This is a genomic window from Arachnia sp. (assembly GCF_057238465.1).
Map to the genome: position 1 here is coordinate 67904 of NZ_DBHHFZ010000003.1, position 17719 is coordinate 85622.

A 17719-nucleotide genomic window follows, 5' to 3' on the forward strand; every position below is an offset into this window, starting at 1 on the left:
CGAGAGCCAGACTGCCATTCCCCCGGCCCGTCAGTGAACGAAGGGGCAACCCCTGCTCCCCATGCCGCCCCTGAGCGGACACCGCAACGCCCCGGATGCCTAACTTTCCGGGACGTGACCCCGCGGTCCTCGTCACAGAGCGCGCCGCCAGGTGAGTCCGGGAAACCGGGCGAATCCCGCGTCCATGGTGATGAAGGTGGCGCCGGCCTCAATGGCCATGGCCGCCAGATAGGCGTCGGGAACCACGTTGCCACGCGCCCCGAGGTTCCGGCACAGGCTCTCGAAGATGCGCCAATGCTCCCGCCCTGGGCGGATGCGGACCGCCGACGGGGCGCTCAACACCGTCTGACAGAAGTCCAGCGCCACCTGCGGCGGAGTCGGTTCGCGGTAGACCCGGTGGTTCGTCACGATTCGCAGAAAACCCGACAAGATCAGCTCGGACACCCCGAAGGGTTCGTCGGCGGTTAGCGCAGCCGTGAGCCACGCGTGGTGTTCCGCGAACCGCGGGGACTCCGGCCGGTGCGCGTAGATGAACAGGTTGACGTCAGCGAGCAGCACGATCGTCTTCGCCGAGAAGCGCTGCGAGGGCGTCCTTGTCCTCGAGGTCGACGCCCGGCTTCAACCCGCTGCCGCCGAAGGTGGGCAGGGTGACCTCACGGCGTGGCCCGGCCTGCTCAGCGAGTGAAACCTGTAGGGCGTCGGAGACCACCTCGCTCAAGGTCCTTCCCTGACGGGCCGCCCGCTCCTTGGCCCGGCGCAGCAGTTCATCGTCCAGATTCACCGTGGTGCGCATGATCACATTTTATCGTCACCTCATTGCATCAAGATGCGCGCGGGCACGGCCCGAAGAACCCCGACCGTAGGCTCATCGCCAATCAGAAAAGAACCACCGCCACGACATTGAACTCCTCCGGAACGCCGGGGTCCCGGTGGCAGGCGGCGCCCTCCCGGTCAGGGATGCGGCGTGGGTGGACACCCATCCGGTCGCCACACACCCGCGCCACCCCGGGGAGGTTGGAATCACCGGGGCACCCGCCCTCCAGTGCTGGTGGTACTTTTGAATCATGAGTACCACATTCGAGCTTCGCATGGGAGACCGGGGCAGGGTGGTGCTGCCCGCGGCGCTCCGGGAAGAACTGGGTCTGCGGCAGGGGGACGTGCTCTCGGTCACCCTGGAGGGCGGCCAGCTCGTCGCGTCCACGCCCCGTGCGGCCTTGGATCGGGTGCGGGCACGGGTCCGCGGAACCGGGGTCGTCGAGGAACTCCTTGAGGACCGCCGTCGGCAGGCCGAAGCCGAGCAGTGATGGTGGTCCTGGACGCATCGGCCCTGCTGGCCTGGTTCGGTGGCGAACCGGGATCCGATCAGGTCGAACAACACACGCCCTGCTGCTGTAGCACCGCGAACTGGGCCGAGGTCGTCCAGAAACTCACCGCCCGAGGGGTCGGGCTGGGTGACATCCGTTCGGCGGTCTCACTGCTGGGGCTGGTCCTCGAACCCGTGACCACCGAGGACGCCGAAACGGCCGCAACGCTGTGGCAGGACCACCCCACGCTGAGCCTGGGAGACCGACTCTGCCTCGCCCTCGGCCACCGCCTCGCCGTCCCGGTCCTGACCGCCGACCGCGCCTGGGGCGACCAGCCCCCGATCGTCCAGATCCGCTGACCCGGCAAGCAAGGTCACCGGGTATTGCCCACCAGTACAAGGGTTCCTCGAACTGGCGCTTCGGACTTGGGCGTGAGGCCGGTGGTGAGCGTGCCGACGGGGTGTGGAAGGGCCGAGGTCCTCAAGAAAGCGACGACCCCGGCAACGCTTTGATGACCACGGCGGGCTTTGCCAGCTCCTTGGGTTGGGCGGCCGGCGCTGGCGTCCCAGCGACCTTTCCGACGAGCCCAAAGCGCACACCCCGAACCCGACGACCCGTTGATATTGACCGCCATTATCATTTAGGATCTCGGGCAGATCACGGAAAGGAGGTGTCCCATGAACCAAGATCTGACGTTTGAGATCGTCGCGCCGCAGTGCGGCAGCGCCTCCGTGGCGCATCCAACCTGCTCGAACGCCCTCGTCGAAGACCTCTTCGGCGACGAGTGACCACGACGCGGTGAGGTGGGGGCTTCCCACCTCACCGCCCGGCTCTCAGGCACCTAGGAGTACACCATGCCGCCCTCCAACACACTGATCGACACCACACTCGCCGACGGCGTCTGCCTGTTCCGCACCGGCGGCGGGTGGGCGCTACGCCGCCCGGACGGCCTCTTCGTCCGGCTGCACGGCGCGGCCGCCAGTGCGCTGGATCATGCCACCGAGATCGGAACCGATCCTGTGCTCGGCCCCGCCTTCGCCGAGGCCGGGTACCTTCATGAGGGTCCCGCCGCCAGCGTTCGCCCAAACCTGCGCCCCCACGGCCGGGGGGTGCTGCACGACATGGTCACCCCACTGCTCACCGCCGCGTCCACCCAAAACGGCGAGGCCCCATCCGTCCCTTGCCTACTCCTCGACGCCCCGCCCATGGCCCCAACCGAGAACTACGCCCTGACCGCCTGGGCCGAGGGCAACTGCGTTTTCGTCAGTCCGTTCGCCCCCGCGGGAGAGGCCGAGCCCTGCCTCGTCACCGATGTCATCGCCCGGCGGATCGCCGCCTCCGCCACCCCCGGCCTGCTGCGGGACCGCCTCAGCGACCCCGGACGCCGCCCACCGCTGCGGCTGAGCACGCCCGCGGCGCTGCTCGTCGCCCACCTCATCGCCCGCCAGGTGCACGACGTGCCCGCCAGCCGCAGGCGGCTATACTGCCTCGACATCGCGGCTGGCCAGTGGGAACAGCACCTGGTCCATCCGGTGCCGCGCCTGGCGGATTCGGGTCCGCGCACGTGAACACCATCCGGGTCACCACCAACGATGGGCTGAGCCTGCACACCGAGATCACGCTGCCCGAGCGTCTCCCCGCCCCCGCCGTGCTCATCCGCACTCCCTACGGCACCTCCGCCCACCGACAGGAGGCCACCGGCTGGGCCAAGCGGGGATATGCCGCCGTGGTCCAAGACGTGCGTGGGCGGTACCGCTCCGCCGGTTCCTGGGTGCCCTACACCCACGAAGGCGGGGACGGCGCGGCCACCATCGCCGCCATCGCCGCCAGCGAGTGGTGCGACGGCCGAGTCGTGTGCCTGGGCTCCTCCTACAGCGCCCACTGCGCGCTGGTCGCGGCCGCCGCCAGCCCCGGCCCGGTGGCTGCCATCGTGGTGGCCGTTCCCGCCCTGTCGCCGCGCCGGGTGGCCCGCGACCGCAACGGGGCTCCCCGCTTCTACGGTCACTCCTGGTGGTGGTTCCAGCACGGGCAGGGACGCATATCCTCGTCCTGTCCCATCCACGACGCCTCGCCGGACGAACCAGGAGCGCTGAGCATCCTCCCGGCGATCGGCCTGCCCAGCGCGGCCGGGGTGGCAGCCGCGGGCTGGAGCTTGCCCTGGCTGCGCGATGGGCTGCCCGATTCCTCCCCCACCCCCCTCGACGCTCCGCCGCCCACGGGGAGCCCGCCAGCCCCGCTCCTGGTGCTCGCCGGGCTGCACGACGTGTTCCGCGACGACGCCCTCGACCTCGCCGACGGCTGGCCGGTGCGGGCCGACGTGGTGGTCGGCGCCTGGCAGCACGACCTCGGCCTGGTGCACCGCAACGGCGACGCGGCGCTGCGGCGCCACCAGGCCCACCGCATCAAACCTGGGGTATTCATCGCCGACTGGCTGGAGCGGACGCTCCGCGATCCCGACGCCACCACACCCGGCAGCAGGCACTTCGCCCTGGAGGGAACCGGGATCTGGGCGCGTCCGGCCCCGGCCCGGCCCCAGCTGTCCTGCCCGTTGTCGGCGGCCCGGACCCGGTTCGTCGCCGATCCGTGTCACCCGCACCCGTCCGCCCTGGGACCGGTGGATGTGCGCGACATCTCCCGCAGGGAGGACCTGGCCCGCTTCGTCTCGGACCCGGTGCGCATCGCCACGGACGTGGTGGGACGCATGGTCGTGCGGCTGTCCGGGCTGGCGGCGCACACCCTCGATGGAGAAGCGGTCCGTGGTCCGCTGGACTGGTGCGTCCGCGTCGCGCTGCGTCCGGCCCCGGCCGACCGCGGCCACACCGGGGCCGGTCTGCTCCAGCTGGGCCACGCACTCGTGCGCACCCCGGACTCCCGCGCCCGGGTCGAGTTGCCGCTGGTCGCGCGGCGCCTGCACCCCGGTGCGCGGATCGAGGTGCACGTCTCGGCCCACCAGTTTCCCCTCTACGCCCGCGACCCCCAGGACGGCACCGAGCCCCTCACCGCCACCCGTCTGCGGCCCGCGCGGCGCCAGGTGCTTCGGGCAAATGTCGAACTGCCCCTGGCGGAGCTGGCGCCCGACCCCACCGAACCCAAGGAGGCGCTTCGATGACCCCCAGCCTGCGCTACCCGTTCGCCTCCGATGAGCGACCCCAGCCAGACCTCGGCGCCGCACTCGACCCGCTGTGCGGCATCATCACGGCGCTGCGTTCCCCCGATATCCCTGGCGGGGCACCGGAGGATTTCCTCTGCGTCGTCGCCGAGGTCGCCGACACCCGCCGCTACGGCGGCTGGTACGCCGACCGGATCGCCGCCGGGACGGCCTTCGGCGACCCGGGCCGGGCCCGCAACGCCGCGATCGGGGAGGCCTTCGAACGCTACTGCGGCAACTTGCTGCCCCCGCTCACCGACCCCATCAGCCACGCGGCCCTCGTCTCCCGGGGCAAGGCCGCGCTCGGCCCGGACGACCTGCCGAGGTGGTCAGACGAGCAGCTCGGCAGGCCAGGTTTCGCCTACCGCGAGTTCACCGGCGACACCGAGGTCGAGTGGGTCGCGGGCGTGGACGCCAACGGCGCCGAAACCTGGGCGCCCGCGTCCTGGGTCTACCTCAACTATCATCACGGGCCCCGCCGTCAACTGCCCCGGATCAACCACCTGAACTATTCGGGGATCGCGACCGGCAGCTCTCCCTCCGATGCGGCGCGGCGCGCGCTCGCAGAACTGGTCGAACGAGACGCCATGGTCACCTGGTGGTACTCGGGCGCCGGGGCCGCCGGGCTGGACCAGGAGACGATTCCCGGTTTCAGGCAGCGGTGGCAGGGCGGACCCCTCAGTGTCAATCTCATCGTCGTGCCGACCGACCTTCCCCTCATCGTGGTCGGGGCCTACGTGTTCGACGAACGCACCGGAGTGCCCGCCTCGGGTTTCGCCGCGGCCCCGGACGCCGCCAGCGCGGCCGAGAAGGCCAGCCAGGAGGCGCTCCAGGTCTGGATCGCCTCGTCCGGGCTGCTGCGCCCCGACGGGTCCAGCTGGCGGGCGATCGCCGAGGGTATCCTGGCCCGCCGGGTCTACTTCCCCTACCGGGAGACCCGGTCCTACCTCGACGACGCCGGTGACGGCTTCCGCCACGTGAAGGACCTCGCGTCCCAGACCCAGCTCTGGCTCGACCCGCGGATGCTGGCCCACGCCCACCGGTTCACCTCCCCCACCTCCATGGTCTCGGCGGACGAACTGGGCACCGGGAGCATCGACGAGGTGGTCGCGGCCCTCACCGGGCGGGGCCACCCTCCGGTCGCCTTCGACCTGACCACGCCCGATGTCGCCGAGATCGGCGCCGCGACCGTGCGGGTGCTGGCTCCCGGCCTGCAACCGAACGCCCCCGCCGGATACCAGTACCTCGGCACCGCCCGCCTGCACCAGCGCAAACAGGACCTGGCCCCCGGGGTCACCCCGGTCCTGGCCCCACCCCCACACAACTAGGGAAAGACGAGATGCCGCACACCACCGACGCCCTGGAGCGCGCCGACCTGCTGGCGGGCCTGGACCCGCTGCCGATCCCCCACGCCTTGCTCGACGTCCTGCGGGCGGGGCTCGGCAGCGACCCGGACCGCCCCGACGCCCGCCTGCGCAGGGTACCGTCGGCGGGTGCCCTGCACCCGGTGCGGGTCTACCTCGACCAGCACCGGGATGGGCGGGCCGAAACCGTGCGCTGGTATCCCCACGGCGGGCTGGTTCCGCTGTCGACCCGCCAGGCCACGCCCCCCGAACGGGTCGACATCGTCCTGGTCGCCGCCCCGGCCCGCACGATCGCCAAGTACGGCGACCGCTCCCTGACGCCCGTGGTGCTGGATGCCGGCTACGCCTTCAGCGCGCTGCTGCACGCCGCGGTGGCCCACGGTCTCGAGCTGTCCCCAGCCCCCGGCTTCCGGACCCCGGACGACGGCGGCGCCGCGCTGGCCGCGCTCCGTGTCGGCGCTCCGGTCCACCGGTCGGTTCCCGTTGGCCGTCCCGAACCGGCGGGGGCCCGCCCCGGTGGCCTCGTCGAGGCGGCGCTCCACGAGCTGGCGCAGCACCCGATCACCTCTCCGCTGCCGACCTCCGAGGTGTCCTGCGAGGCCATCGCCACCCGGCGCAGCGCCCCGCTGGAGGAGCTGGCTTACGGCTTCGATCTGGACAACGCCCTGTCCTTCTTCCAGGACGGGCTGCCACGGCAGTTTCATTCCGGGGTCACGGCCCACGTCGCCACCGCGAAGGGGGTGTTCACGTGGCGCGAGGGTCACTGGAAACGGGTGAGCCATCGCGACGAACGCCCCGGGCTCGCCGCACGCGCGGCCCATCAGCGGCAGCTGGCCGGCGTCGCTGCGCTGGTTCTCTTCACCGCGCACCCGGCCGCCGCGCTGGGCGGTGCGGACTATCTGGCCTCCCGCTTCGCCATCGCCCACGCGGGCTATTCGCTGTGCGTCCGCGCGGCAGGGTTGGGCCTGGGAGCCCGCCCGATCGGGGGGTGGAGCGGCCCGCCCGCCCCGGGCACCTGGGACGGCGGCGAAGCGATCGTCCACGCCGTCGCCCTCGGTGGGACAGGGATGGAGTCTGCCTGATGATCCCTCGCCGCCTGCTTATGCTGACCCTGCGGGTCAAGTGGCACGTCCTGGCGTCCATCGTGGCGATCCTGGCCGTCACCTCGACCTACCTGGCCACGGCCCTGGCGACCGCGACCGCCCTCGGCGCCCTCACCAGGGGTGAGTCGTCCGAGACCCTGGCGTGGATCGCCATCGTGGCCGCGACCGTGCTGGCCCGGGCCGTGCTGATCCCCGTCCGCACCGCGATCACCACCTCCGCGGGACTGGCGGTGCGTCGCATCCTGCGGGACGACCTGCTGCGCCACGTCATGGCCCTCGGGCCGGAGTGGGCCTCGAAGAGCCGCCTCGGGGCGGCCCAGGCCACCATCGTGGAGGGCGTGGACGGGCTGGACCCCTACTACAGCGAGTACCTGCCGCAGCTGGTGGTCACCGTGACCCTGCCCGCCGGGATCGTCGCCGGCGTCTGGCTGCTCCACCCACCCTCGGCCGTCTTCCTCGCCTGCTGCCTGCTGGTGACCCTGATCGTCCCCCGGTTCAAGGACGCGGCGATGCTGCGCCAGGGCAGCGAACGGTGGCGCGCCTACGTCGAACTCAGCGCGGACTACCTGGAGGCCATGCGGGGCATCCCGACGCTGCGCACCTTCGGGGCCGCCGAACGACGCCGGGACCTGCTGGAGGCCCGCAGCACCGGGGTGTACCGGGCCACGATGCGTCCGCTGCGCACCTCGTTGCTGGAGAACGGAATCACGGTCGGTTTCACGCTCTTCGGTACCTTCGGCGCGGTCTTCCTGGCCACGCTCGCCGCGACCCGCGCCCAGCTGCCCGGCACCCACGTCCTGTACGTGTTGATGCTCTCGGTGGAGTGTTTCCGTCCGGTGCGGGACCTGGCGAAGGCCTGGCACGCGGGTTACCTGGGGCTCACCGCCTCCGACGGGGTGGACGCGATCCTGCGCGCGAGGCCGGCGGTCGCCGACACCGGCACCGGGACGCTCACCCTCGGCGGACCCGCCGAGGTGTCGGTGCACGAGGTCGCCTACACCTATCCCTCGGCCGCCCGGCCCGCCCTCGACCAGGTGTCGGCGCGGATCCCGGCCGGGCAGCTGACCGCCGTCGTCGGGGCTTCCGGCGCCGGCAAGTCGACCTTCGCCGCGCTGATCTCGCGTCGCCTCGACCCGGATTCGGGACGGGTCGAGATCGGCGGCACCGACCTGCGCCGGGTGAGCCTGGCATCCCTGCGGGCGAACCTGGCCGTGGTCGGGCAGCGCACCCGGCTGTTCCACGACACGGTCGCGGCCAATGTCCGTCTCGGAGCCCCCGACGCCACCGACGACGAGGTCCGTGCGGCGCTGGCCGAGGCCGACGCGCTCGGTTTCGTGGAGGAGCTGCCCGAGGGCATCCACACCATGTTGTCGGAGGATGCCACGACGCTGTCCGGCGGTCAGCGGCAGCGCCTCACCCTCGCCCGGGCACTGATCCGCCGCACCCCGGTGCTGCTGCTGGACGAGCCGACCTCGAACGTCGACCGGCACTCCGACGCCCACATCATGGGCACCCTGAGGTCGCTGACGCCCCGCCACACGATCGTCGTCATCGCCCACCGCCTGGAGAGCATCATGTCGGCCGACCAGGTGATCGTCTTCGACTCCGGCCGGATCGTGGAGCAGGGCGAGCCCGGGGCGCTCGTCTCCTCCGGTGGGGCCCTGGCGGCCCTGCTGCGGGACGAACGAACCCGCCGGAAACCGGCTGCCGAACCCCAGGAGGTGTCTCGTGCCTGGTGATCTCGCCAGCGACGTCACGGCCCTGAGACGGCTCTGGCCCGCCATCCGGGCCTACCGCGGCCGTTTCGTCCAGACCGTGCTGGCCAGCCTGGTCGTCCAGATCGGCACCGTCGGCGCGGCCGTCGCCTCCGCATGGCTCGCGGGCCTCGCCCTCGTCACGCTGGACCCGGGCTGGCCCACCGGAGGAGACGCGGTCCTCAGCGGGCTGGCGCTGCTGCTGGTGGCCGCCGCGGCGGCGGGCACCTGGGCCGAGATGTACGTCGCCCACGACCTGGCCTACCTCGTGCTGGCGGCCTTCCGCGTCCGGCTGTTCGACCGGTTGCGGCGCACCCAGCCGTCGAGGTCGGATCCCCGGCGCAGCGGGGACCTGTCGGCCACGGCCATGTCCGACGTGGAGAGCCTGGAGTGGATCTACGCCCACGTGTTCGCCCAGGTCGGGACGGCGGCGGTCACGATCCTCGGCGGCACCGTCGCGCTGGCCCTAATCGACCCGGTGGTGCTGGCGGTGCTGGTCCCGGCAACGGTGCTGCTGCTGTCGGTGCCGTGGTGGTTCGCCGGGCGGGCCACCGCGCACGGCGCCGAGTTGCGTCGCGCCAGCGCCAGCTACACCTCCGACATCATCGACACGGTGCAGGGGCTGTCCGAGATCGCCGAGGCCGGGGCGATGCCGCGCCGCCGGGCCCAGCTGGACGCGTCCTGGCAGCGGGTGGAGCGGGCCGGGGTGCGCAACGCGCTGCGCGGGTCGGTGGAGGCGGCCTCCGGTGACCTGCTGGTGAGCCTGGCCGCGATCGGCGCCCTGTTCGTCGTGTCCCTGCACGTCCACGCCGGGCAGATCCCGGTCTCGTCCGCCCCCATCGTGGTGGCGCTGATCGGGGCGGTGCTGGCCCCGACGGCCACGGTCGCGTCCACTCTCAAGGAGCTGGGCGGTCTGCGGGCCGCGGCGTCCCGGCTGTTCGGGCTGCTGGACGCCCCGGACGCGACTGAACCGGCGGCCCACCCGGTCGCCCCGCAACCGACCGACGAGGTGTTGCGGGTCTCGTCGCTGTGGTTCGGCTACGACCCCGGACGTCCGGTGCTGCGCGGGCTCGATTTCGCTCTCCGCCGCGGCGAGGTGGTCGCGGTCGTCGGCGCCTCCGGGGCGGGCAAGAGCACCCTCATCAACCTGATCCGTCGGTTCTGGGACCCCGACCGGGGCAGCATCAGGGTGCTAGGCACCGATATCCGCGACCTCGCCGACGCCGACCTGCGGCGCCACACCGCGATCGTGGAACAGGACGTGCGGGTCTTCGCCGGGTCACTGCGCGACAACCTCACCCTGGGTCGGCCCGACGCGGCTCCGGAGGTCATCGCCACGGCCGTCGAGGACGCCCGGCTCGGCGCCCTGGTCGCGGATCTGCCGGCCGGGCTGGATTCCCCCGTCGGGGAGCGCGGGACCGGGCTGTCCGGCGGCGAGGCGGCCCGGCTGGCCCTGGCCCGCGCACTGGTCATGGAACCCGACCTCCTCGTGCTGGACGAGGCCACCGCCAACCTGGACGCGAGCATCGAACTCGAACTGCACCGCGCGCTGACCCGCACCGCCGCCGGGCGGGCCACCCTGATCGTCGCCCACCGCCGCTCCACCGTGGAACGCGCCGACCGGGTCATCGTGTTGGAGGGCGGCCGGGTCGTCGCCGACACCACGCCCGATGGGCTCGCGTCCTCCGGCACCTGGTGGAACGCCCCGCCCACCCTGGCCTGGCAGGCGCATCCGGGCGAGGACGAGATGCTAGGTGGCGGCGAGCCGGGGCGTAGCCTCTAGGGGCGCCGCTCCCGAGGCGAGTCGATGTGCACCACCAGCCGCCCGGTGTGCTCGTCGGTGCCGACGCGACCGGTGACGGCGAAGACCTCCTCCAGCAGTTGCGGGGTCACCACTGCGGCCGGGTCGCCGTCGGCGACGATGTGTCCCCGGCTCAGTGCGACCAGCCGGTCGGCGTAGCGGGCGGCGTGTTCCAGGTCGTGCAGCACCGAGACCACCGTCAGGCCGCGGGCGCGTCGCAGCCGCGCGATGAGGTCCAGCACCTCCAGCTGATGGCAGACGTCGAGGAAGGTCGTCGGTTCGTCCAGCAGCAGGATCGAGGCGTCCTGGGCCAGGGCCAGGGCCAGCCGGACCCGCTGGCGTTCGCCACCGGACAGGCTGTCGACCATCCGGTCGCCGAGGTGGGTCGTGCCGGTCTCGGCCAGCGCGACGGCGCAGTGCTCGTCGAAGGGGTCGCGCAGCATCGCCCACATGGATCGCTGCGGGAACCTGCCGTGGGCCACCAGCTGGCGCACCGTCATGCCGGGGACGCGGGGCAGTTGCTGGGGCAGCAACGCCACCCGCCGGGCGACCAGGCGCCGCGGCGTGGACGCGATGCTGGTCCCGTCCAGCAGCGACTCGCCCTGGATCCGCAACTCCCCAGACAGGGCACGCAGCAGCGTCGATTTTCCGCAGCCGTTCGCCCCGACCAGGGCGACCCACTCCCCCCGGCCGATCTTGAGGTCGAGGTGGTCGAGGACGAGCCGGTCCCCGAACTGGACGCAGGCTCGACGCAGTTCCATCACTGTCACGGTTCTGACTCCTGGTGTGAGCTGGCCACCGCGACCAGCGCGGCGGCCCCGATGAGGCAGGTGACGGCGCCGACCGGCACCCCCACCTGCTGCCCGTCGCCGGTGAGTTGGATCGCGAGGCTGACGGCCTTGGCGATGAGGTCGGAGGCGGCGACGAACAGCCCCCCACACACCGCGACGAGCACCACCTGTCGCCTCAGCCGCCCGCCGAAGACCAGCCGGACGACGTGGGGCGCGACGAAACCGACGAAGGCGAGCGGCCCCACGGTCGCCACCGCCGCCGAGGCCAGCAGCACCGCGATCCCGATGCCCACGCCGCGCCAGAACCCGGGTGAGACCCCGAGGCAGTGGGCGTGGGAGTCGGAGACCGCGAGGATCTCCAGCCGGTCGGCGACCAGCACCAGCGCCGCGAACCCGGCGAGGACCGGTATCGCGATCATCGGGACGTGCTCGGCGACGCGGGCCTCCACCGACCCGATCAGCCAGCGCAGCGCTCCCCCGACGCCGGTGGGCCGGGCGGCGATGAGGATCGTCACCACCCCGGTCAGGGCCAGCGCCGACAACAGACCGAGCACCGCCGTCTGCTCCGAGGTGCGGCGGTGGGCCACCAGCCACAGCAGTCCGCCGCCGAGCAGGCCGCCCACGGTCGCCGACAACACCGACGAGAACACCGACCCGCCGTCGATGAGCCCGGTCCCGGAGGCGATCAGGTAGCCGAGCACCGCCGAGGGGTTCACCGCCGTCAGTTCGGGGGCGGCCAGCGGGTTGCGCAGCACCGACTGCAAGGCCAGCCCGGCCAGGCCGAGAGCCGTGCCTGCGAACAGGGCGACGACGAGCCGCGGCAGCCGCAGCTCGGTCAGCACCCGCCACGAGACCGCGTCGGTCCCGGCCAGCAGCGCGGACCAGTCCACACCCCGCCCCAGCGCGAGATGGGCGGCAGGAACGATGAGCGCGGCGGCCGCGATCCACAGGCCCAGCCGGGCGCGACGGCTCACCGGTCCGGCCTCCCCGCCACGAAGACCATGGCGACGCAGAACCCGATCAGCGCGGTCCACGCCCCGAGCGGGGTCTCGAAGGGCTTGAACAGCTCCCGCGCCGCGATGTCGGCGCCGACGCTCACCCCGGCCCCGATGATCGCCGTCACCGCGAGCCGGAACACCTCACCCGCTGCCGGGACGAACCACCGGGTCACGGTCGGGGCGACGAAGGCGACCCAGGCGATGGGGCCGCAGGCCGCCACCACGAGCGCGACCAGCAACGCGGCGACGCCGAGGGCCAGCAGCCGCCAGCGGCCCGGCCTCATCCCCAGAGCGGAGGCCTGTTCGTCGCCGAGGGACAGCACCCCCAGCGCAGGCAGCACCGCGACCGTGGCGGCGCAGCCGATGACCAGGGGGACGATCAGCGGCAGGGCGACATCGGCCGTGATCTCGGTGAGCGAACCCACGAGGTATTTGAAGATGATGCTCAACTCGACCTGGTCGGCCGTCGACATCACGGTCAGCACCGCCGCCTGCCAGGCCGTCGAGACCGCCGCCCCGATGAGCAGGGTCTGCGCGGCGCCGCGTCCCCTCGCGGCCGCGAGCAGGCACAGGGCACCCCCCGCCACAGCTCCGGCCAGGGCCCCGGCCGTGCGGGCCGTCAGCGAGTGGACGCCGCTGGTGACCAGCAGCGCCGCCACGAAGGCGGCTCCCCCGCTGACACCCAGCAGGTCGGGCACCGCGAGCGGGTTGCGCATGGCCCGCTGCACCAGCAGCCCCGCTACCCCGAGCCCGGCCCCGGCGGCCGCACCCACCAGCAGCCGGGGCAGACGAATCTCAAGGAACACGATCCGCGCGACCCGTCCCGACGCGGGCAGGCCGAGATAGAGGCTTGCCGTGACGAGAGCGGCCCCCGCCACGGCAAGCAGTATCAGGATCGTGATCCGCTGGCGGAGCCCCACTACTTCTTCAGGTCACGTTCGATGTGGTCCACGGCCTCGGTCACGGCGGTGGCGATGCACCGGGTGCCCCGGCAGAACGTCCACAGTTCCTTGTTGACCTCGTGGACGTGGCCGTTCTTCACCGCGGTGATCTGCTTCCACACCGGGTTGTCGGCGTAGATCTCCGTGGCCTTCTTGTCGGTCGGGGCGAAGGTCATCGACGAGACGAACATGACCTTCGGGTCCTTCTCCAGGATCTGCTCCATGCTGTAGGCCCCGGCCTTGACCGGGTCGGTGCCGAGCACCTCGAATGGGTTGTTGACGACCTTTGCCAGGGCACTGCCCAGCGGATCGGCGCCCTTGGTGGCCACGCCCATGCCGGAGGCCCCACCCCACATCAGCAGGACGGGTTCACCGGCCACGCCCGCCGTCGCAGCCTTCTGCTTCGCCGCCGCCATGGCCTCCTGGTAGGCCGTCTCGGCCTTGACCTGGGCGTCCACCTTGCCGGTGAGTGTGGCGACCATCCGCAGATAGGCCAAGGAGTCCTCGTCCGTCTTGACGTTGACCAGCAGCACCGGCGAGAACTTCTCCAGCGCGGGCTTGAGCGTCTCGTGGACGCCCGCGAGCCCGATCACCAGGTCGGGTTTGACCCCTGCGGCGAACGAGGTGTCCTCGGCCCCGAAGCTGCCGGGCACCACCGGAATGTCCTTGCCCTTGTCGCCGAAGATCTCTGGCCGGGTCGCCAGATTGGGGGTGGAGGTGGCCACCGGGACGATGTCGAGACTGGCCAGGATGTCGTCACAGATGCCGGTGAGGCACACGATGCGCTGCGGAGCGGCGGGAACGCTCACCTCGGCCCCATCGGGGCCGGTCGCGGTGAGGGCGGGCGTCACCGGGGTGACACCGGCGACGGGTGCCGAGCTCGTCGCCGCCGTTGGGGCAGGAGATGTCCCCGGCGCGTCCGCACCGGGCACGCAGGCCGACAGGGCGCAGGCGGCAGCAAGGCCCATCAGGACTAGACCACGACGGATCATTCGAAACTCCCAAGAATGATAGCGGTTATCAATTGCAGGGCAATAGTATGCCCACCCCTCACCGCTGTCCACGCGGGGTGGGTTCAGCCGCGATGGGCCCCGGGCGTCGCCCCCAACGCCCCGCCGGGCAAGCGACGGGCAGACATCCCGCGGCGCCCGGCTCCCCTCTCGCACGGAGCAGGGAGCGTCTCGGCTGCGTCGAGGCACCTGTTCGAGGCCGGGCCCTGTAAGAATGGCTCTCAGCAGACTATGGTTGGTCCCATCATCGCCTGGAGGCATTTGCGATACAGGAGGGATGCCATGGAACGAGGGATGGTCACGGCATGAGCAAGGACGCCTACGCCGTCAGCGCGCAGGTCTACGACCTGCTCAACGCCAGCTTCCGCCCAGCACAGGTGGCGGCTTTGGAGAGGCTGATTCCGCTGGTCCGCGCCGGGGCGGGGCCGGTGCTCGACATCGGGGCCGGATCGGGGCTGAACACGGTCTTCGTCCTGGAGCACCTACCGGACGCCCATGTTTACGCCCTGGAACCCAGCCCCGCGATGAGGGCGCTGGTCCTGACGAAGGTTGCCGCGCACCCGGAGTGGTTCGACCGGGTCACGATCCGACCCGAGGCCTTCGGCGCCGCTCCCCTGCCTGATGCCATCGGCGCGGCGATCCTGCTGGGCGTCCTCGGCCACTTCAGCCCGGACGAACGGGCCGCGCTGTTCGCTGCCCTCGCCGCCCGGCTCCCCGAGGGCGGGGCCGCCCTGACGGATTTGCAGCCGCCCTGCCGGCCCGCGCGGGTGGAACCCTACGAGATCGCCAGCACCCGGATCGGCGACCTGACCTATAGCGGCCTCGCGGAGGGATGGCCACTCGACGACGAGCGCATGCGCTGGAGAATGACCTGCCGCACCCTCGACGGCGATCGCGTGCTGACCGAGGAGACCACCGAATACATGTTCCGCCACCCGGACCCCGAGGTCATCCGGGCCGAACTCCGCGCCACCGGACTCAGCCTCGACCAGATCGACGACACCACCTTCTACCTCATCGTCAAGGACTGACTCACCCGCCCCGCGGTTCACGGGCATCTCCCGGGCGGGTGGGGATGCGGATCCTCGGCCGGGCTTCGACGAACCCGGAGCGCCGGTTCGCGGGCGCCGCGTTGGCGCTCGCTGGCATCCTGACTTGGGTTCAGCACCGAAAGCCGCGCTGAGTACCCGGGCGGCAATATTTTCGTCACCGGTTACCTCGGCACGCATTTTCTTCACCATCACCTAGAGAGGATCCGGTTTACCCAAGCCTCAGACGACGGAACGCCAGCAGATCAATTGGTTCAGGGTTTTCAAGGCGCCAGCCTGCTGGCAGAATGGTTGTAGCCAGAGGAGCTCTGAGCACGAGGAGATAGGATGTGCCCGAAACTCGTTGCCCCTTCGTTCGCCACGACGGCTGATGAGCGCGACATGACCAGGGCGGATAGCCAGCACAACTTACCTGCCGTCGCCCCCCAGCGTCCCTGCCATGCCCGCAGCCTTAGGCGCTCCGAATAATCTAACCTGACTGTCGCAAACAGCGGCTGTGAAGATAGGTAATCTGATGGATAAGATTCCTTGGAACAAGAAACTCAAGAGTATTGCTTGGTCAGCTAGACAGTTTCGGCCGCTCCCCGTGGTGAGCATTGTCATCTTCGCAGCTGGGGTGACCCTGTTCACACCACTGGATATGGAGACCTCAGACAAGATCTCGCTCTTCTCGTTGATCACAGCATTCTGCGGAGCCTTACTGGTGGTAGCCGAGCTCAGAATGAACCAGAACACTACCAAATGTAATTTGATTATCAAATTGAACTCATACTACCACGATAACGATTCGTTAATGAAGGTGTACGAGGCACTCGAAGACGAGAATCGCAATCTTGCTGGCGAGTCAAATTTCACACATATCACAAAGAGTGAGATCGCTTCGTTCATGGATTTTTACGAGAACATCGCATACTTGACGAAAGCCAAAGTCATTAGCATAGCAGATATTGACGACCTCTTCGGCTACCGATTCTTCTCGTTCATGCATTGTCCCTATTTGCAAGAGTGCCACATTCTTCCATCTTCGTCCTCTTACATTCAGATCTTCGGTCTCTATGAGAAGTGGATTCAGTATCGCGAAGACCGCGCGACTCATGGTGTGGACGGGGCCGTTACGGTGCGATCCACGAATAGATACGAGAAGGATTACCTGATCAAGCGCCTGTACTTGCACGACCCAGGTTACGGCCCGCGAGTAGAATACGGCAGCCTGGAAAATAAGGAAAAGTGCATCCACTTGCTGGGTGTGACTTTTCCCGAGGTATCCAAAGTCTTGGCACTGCAGGACGACTGTGTGCCACCGAATGCACCTCACAAAGAGTATATTCCTCTAACGCGAAGTAAATTGTTGGAATCCATGCACCTTGACCGTTGTATTGGAGCCTATGTTGACGACAAACTCATTGGTTTCGCGATCTTCGTGTCGAACCGCAGCGGGTCAAGAAACCTTGGAGCGTCGTTAGCCGGTGTCAAGCCAGCCAAAGCCATCACCTTCGATGCCTTGTTCGTTCATCCAGACTTCAGGGGGCTCGGCATTCAGCGCAAATTCATCAAGTTGTGTAGACAGTTCGCCATGGAAAACGATGTCACAGATGTGTACACCATTACTGCACCCAACAATCCGCATGCAAAGAGCAATTTCCTACTTAGCGGGTTCGAACTGACCCCTCCGAAAAGAGTCAACGAAGTGGGGGGCGTCCTGCTACATCTCAATTTGACATCCACGACCCCGTGAGTTGAGCTGGCAAATACGGGGCAACCAAAAACACCCTGGCTCTTCACTTTAGGCTGCGTAGGGCGCGTTCTGCGACGCTAAGGAGGATGCGTATGCGGTAGGCGGAAGAGCGATAATCAAGACTTGCGGATCGGGTATGTCATGTGGTGTAGGCGCCATCTCCTGATTGATGTCAGTGGTCCGTGGGTAAGGCCAGTGCGCACCCGAGGTAGTCGCAGAAGGAGGGCAGTACGTCGAGGTCGTCGGTGATCTTCACAGCCGTTTTTAGGAACTTCGCCCTGTAGTCGACGGCAAACGCTGTTGCTGCGGCTAGGTGTACTCGGCTATCAGGTTGGTGACAGTCGGCTGATGGGGGTTGGTTTCCGAGGGGGGTGTGGTTGCGTTCATTGTTGTACTGGTGGAGCCGGGGGCGAGCGTGTCAGCGTATTTTTGATTGCTTTGGAAGGGCTACCGGTAGGCCCATTTGGTTTGCAGGGTCCGGTTGAACCGTTCCACTTTCCTGTCCCGCCGGGGGCAGTGTGGGCGGATGGACACATGTTTGTTCCCGCGCTGGTCCAGTAGTTCGGCCAGCGCGGGGCTGCGCGTATATGACCAGTGGTTGTCGCTCATGAACCGCTCGACCCGGATCCCGGTATCTGTGTAGGCTGCCAGGGCGCGGGCCAGGAAACCCACCGGTGGCTGCGGTCTTGTCGTCCAGGATCTCAGCGTAGGCACAGCAGAG

General features: G+C 69.5%; 16 protein-coding genes. 10 read left to right on the top strand and 6 right to left on the bottom strand.

What is annotated here, in order from left to right; translation table 11 throughout:
• Positions 1 to 132 precede the first annotated feature (132 nt).
• Together ACO6D6_RS04230 and ACO6D6_RS04235 are read right to left on the bottom strand one after the other, a co-directional pair.
• Complete coding sequence (locus ACO6D6_RS04230) at positions 133 to 558, bottom strand: type II toxin-antitoxin system VapC family toxin (RefSeq protein ID WP_126379752.1); 426 nt, start codon at positions 556 to 558, stop codon at positions 133 to 135.
• Positions 545 to 793, bottom strand: coding sequence for a type II toxin-antitoxin system VapB family antitoxin (locus ACO6D6_RS04235; protein WP_126379754.1), 249 nt, complete (start codon positions 791 to 793; stop codon positions 545 to 547). The genes ACO6D6_RS04230 and ACO6D6_RS04235 overlap by 14 nt, the downstream gene beginning before the upstream one ends.
• A 271-nt stretch (positions 794 to 1064) precedes the next feature.
• Here ACO6D6_RS04235 and ACO6D6_RS04240 point away from each other — a divergent pair, with 271 nt between their 5' ends.
• From ACO6D6_RS04240 to ACO6D6_RS04275, 8 genes are all read left to right on the top strand, one after another.
• Positions 1065 to 1304: an AbrB/MazE/SpoVT family DNA-binding domain-containing protein gene (locus ACO6D6_RS04240; protein ID WP_484783512.1), complete on the top strand. Its 240-nt coding sequence runs from the start codon at positions 1065 to 1067 to the stop codon at positions 1302 to 1304.
• Positions 1304 to 1663 carry a type II toxin-antitoxin system VapC family toxin gene (locus ACO6D6_RS04245; RefSeq protein ID WP_484783514.1) on the top strand — a complete coding sequence of 120 codons (360 nt, stop codon included), beginning with the start codon at positions 1304 to 1306 and terminating at the stop codon, positions 1661 to 1663. Before ACO6D6_RS04240 ends, ACO6D6_RS04245 begins: the two co-directional genes overlap by 1 nt.
• Before the next feature lie 495 nt (positions 1664 to 2158).
• The gene (locus ACO6D6_RS04250; protein ID WP_484783516.1) at positions 2159 to 2872 is read left to right on the top strand and encodes a hypothetical protein; all 714 of its coding nucleotides are present in this window, start codon (positions 2159 to 2161) and stop codon (positions 2870 to 2872) included.
• Positions 2869 to 4413 carry a CocE/NonD family hydrolase gene (locus tag ACO6D6_RS04255; protein WP_484783517.1) on the top strand — a complete coding sequence of 515 codons (1545 nt, stop codon included), beginning with the start codon at positions 2869 to 2871 and terminating at the stop codon, positions 4411 to 4413. The genes ACO6D6_RS04250 and ACO6D6_RS04255 overlap by 4 nt, the downstream gene beginning before the upstream one ends.
• Positions 4410 to 5780, top strand: a complete 1371-nt coding sequence (locus ACO6D6_RS04260) for a YcaO-like family protein (protein ID WP_484783518.1) — start codon at positions 4410 to 4412, stop codon at positions 5778 to 5780. Before ACO6D6_RS04255 ends, ACO6D6_RS04260 begins: the two co-directional genes overlap by 4 nt.
• A gap of 11 nt (positions 5781 to 5791) precedes the next feature.
• The gene (locus tag ACO6D6_RS04265; RefSeq protein ID WP_484783520.1) at positions 5792 to 6898 is read left to right on the top strand and encodes a nitroreductase family protein; all 1107 of its coding nucleotides are present in this window, start codon (positions 5792 to 5794) and stop codon (positions 6896 to 6898) included.
• Entirely contained in the window at positions 6898 to 8658 is a 1761-nt protein-coding gene (locus ACO6D6_RS04270) for an ABC transporter ATP-binding protein/permease (RefSeq protein WP_484783522.1), read from the top strand. The genes ACO6D6_RS04265 and ACO6D6_RS04270 overlap by 1 nt, the downstream gene beginning before the upstream one ends.
• On the top strand, positions 8648 to 10456 hold the full coding sequence (locus ACO6D6_RS04275) for an ABC transporter ATP-binding protein (RefSeq protein WP_484783524.1): 1809 nt from the start codon (positions 8648 to 8650) through the stop codon (positions 10454 to 10456). The genes ACO6D6_RS04270 and ACO6D6_RS04275 overlap by 11 nt, the downstream gene beginning before the upstream one ends.
• Here ACO6D6_RS04275 and ACO6D6_RS04280 read toward each other — a convergent pair.
• The 4 genes from ACO6D6_RS04280 to ACO6D6_RS04295 are packed head-to-tail and all read right to left on the bottom strand — an operon-like array spanning position 10453 to position 14196.
• Positions 10453 to 11235 carry an ABC transporter ATP-binding protein gene (locus ACO6D6_RS04280; RefSeq protein WP_484783526.1) on the bottom strand — a complete coding sequence of 261 codons (783 nt, stop codon included), beginning with the start codon at positions 11233 to 11235 and terminating at the stop codon, positions 10453 to 10455. The genes ACO6D6_RS04275 and ACO6D6_RS04280 overlap by 4 nt on opposite strands.
• A gap of 5 nt (positions 11236 to 11240) precedes the next feature.
• Complete coding sequence (locus ACO6D6_RS04285; protein ID WP_484783527.1) at positions 11241 to 12239, bottom strand: FecCD family ABC transporter permease; 999 nt, start codon at positions 12237 to 12239, stop codon at positions 11241 to 11243.
• On the bottom strand, positions 12236 to 13183 hold the full coding sequence (locus tag ACO6D6_RS04290) for an iron chelate uptake ABC transporter family permease subunit (protein WP_484783529.1): 948 nt from the start codon (positions 13181 to 13183) through the stop codon (positions 12236 to 12238). The genes ACO6D6_RS04285 and ACO6D6_RS04290 overlap by 4 nt, the downstream gene beginning before the upstream one ends.
• The gene (locus ACO6D6_RS04295) at positions 13183 to 14196 is read right to left on the bottom strand and encodes an ABC transporter substrate-binding protein (protein WP_484783531.1); all 1014 of its coding nucleotides are present in this window, start codon (positions 14194 to 14196) and stop codon (positions 13183 to 13185) included. Before ACO6D6_RS04295 ends, ACO6D6_RS04290 begins: the two co-directional genes overlap by 1 nt.
• A 323-nt stretch (positions 14197 to 14519) precedes the next feature.
• Here ACO6D6_RS04295 and ACO6D6_RS04300 point away from each other — a divergent pair, with 323 nt between their 5' ends.
• Together ACO6D6_RS04300 and ACO6D6_RS04305 are read left to right on the top strand one after the other, a co-directional pair.
• The gene (locus ACO6D6_RS04300) at positions 14520 to 15245 is read left to right on the top strand and encodes a class I SAM-dependent methyltransferase (RefSeq protein ID WP_484783532.1); all 726 of its coding nucleotides are present in this window, start codon (positions 14520 to 14522) and stop codon (positions 15243 to 15245) included.
• 532 nt (positions 15246 to 15777) lie between these two features.
• Positions 15778 to 16998: a GNAT family N-acetyltransferase gene (locus ACO6D6_RS04305; protein ID WP_484783534.1), complete on the top strand. Its 1221-nt coding sequence runs from the start codon at positions 15778 to 15780 to the stop codon at positions 16996 to 16998.
• Positions 16999 to 17719 lie beyond the last annotated feature (721 nt).

Excerpts from the sequence above, each read along its gene's own strand:
- ACO6D6_RS04300 (WP_484783532.1), top strand. The coding sequence starts at position 14,520 with ATGAGCAAGGACGCCTACGCCGTCAGCGCGCAGGTCTACGACCTGCTC.
- ACO6D6_RS04235 (WP_126379754.1), bottom strand. The coding sequence starts at position 793 with ATGCGCACCACGGTGAATCTGGACGATGAACTGCTGCGCCGGGCCAAG.
- ACO6D6_RS04295 (WP_484783531.1), bottom strand. The coding sequence starts at position 14,196 with ATGATCCGTCGTGGTCTAGTCCTGATGGGCCTTGCTGCCGCCTGCGCC.
- ACO6D6_RS04240 (WP_484783512.1), top strand. The coding sequence starts at position 1,065 with ATGAGTACCACATTCGAGCTTCGCATGGGAGACCGGGGCAGGGTGGTG.
- ACO6D6_RS04250 (WP_484783516.1), top strand. The coding sequence starts at position 2,159 with ATGCCGCCCTCCAACACACTGATCGACACCACACTCGCCGACGGCGTC.
- ACO6D6_RS04280 (WP_484783526.1), bottom strand. The coding sequence starts at position 11,235 with ATGGAACTGCGTCGAGCCTGCGTCCAGTTCGGGGACCGGCTCGTCCTC.
- ACO6D6_RS04270 (WP_484783522.1), top strand. The coding sequence starts at position 6,898 with ATGATCCCTCGCCGCCTGCTTATGCTGACCCTGCGGGTCAAGTGGCAC.
- ACO6D6_RS04265 (WP_484783520.1), top strand. The coding sequence starts at position 5,792 with ATGCCGCACACCACCGACGCCCTGGAGCGCGCCGACCTGCTGGCGGGC.
- ACO6D6_RS04260 (WP_484783518.1), top strand. The coding sequence starts at position 4,410 with ATGACCCCCAGCCTGCGCTACCCGTTCGCCTCCGATGAGCGACCCCAG.
- ACO6D6_RS04245 (WP_484783514.1), top strand. The coding sequence starts at position 1,304 with ATGGTGGTCCTGGACGCATCGGCCCTGCTGGCCTGGTTCGGTGGCGAA.
- ACO6D6_RS04305 (WP_484783534.1), top strand. The coding sequence starts at position 15,778 with ATGGATAAGATTCCTTGGAACAAGAAACTCAAGAGTATTGCTTGGTCA.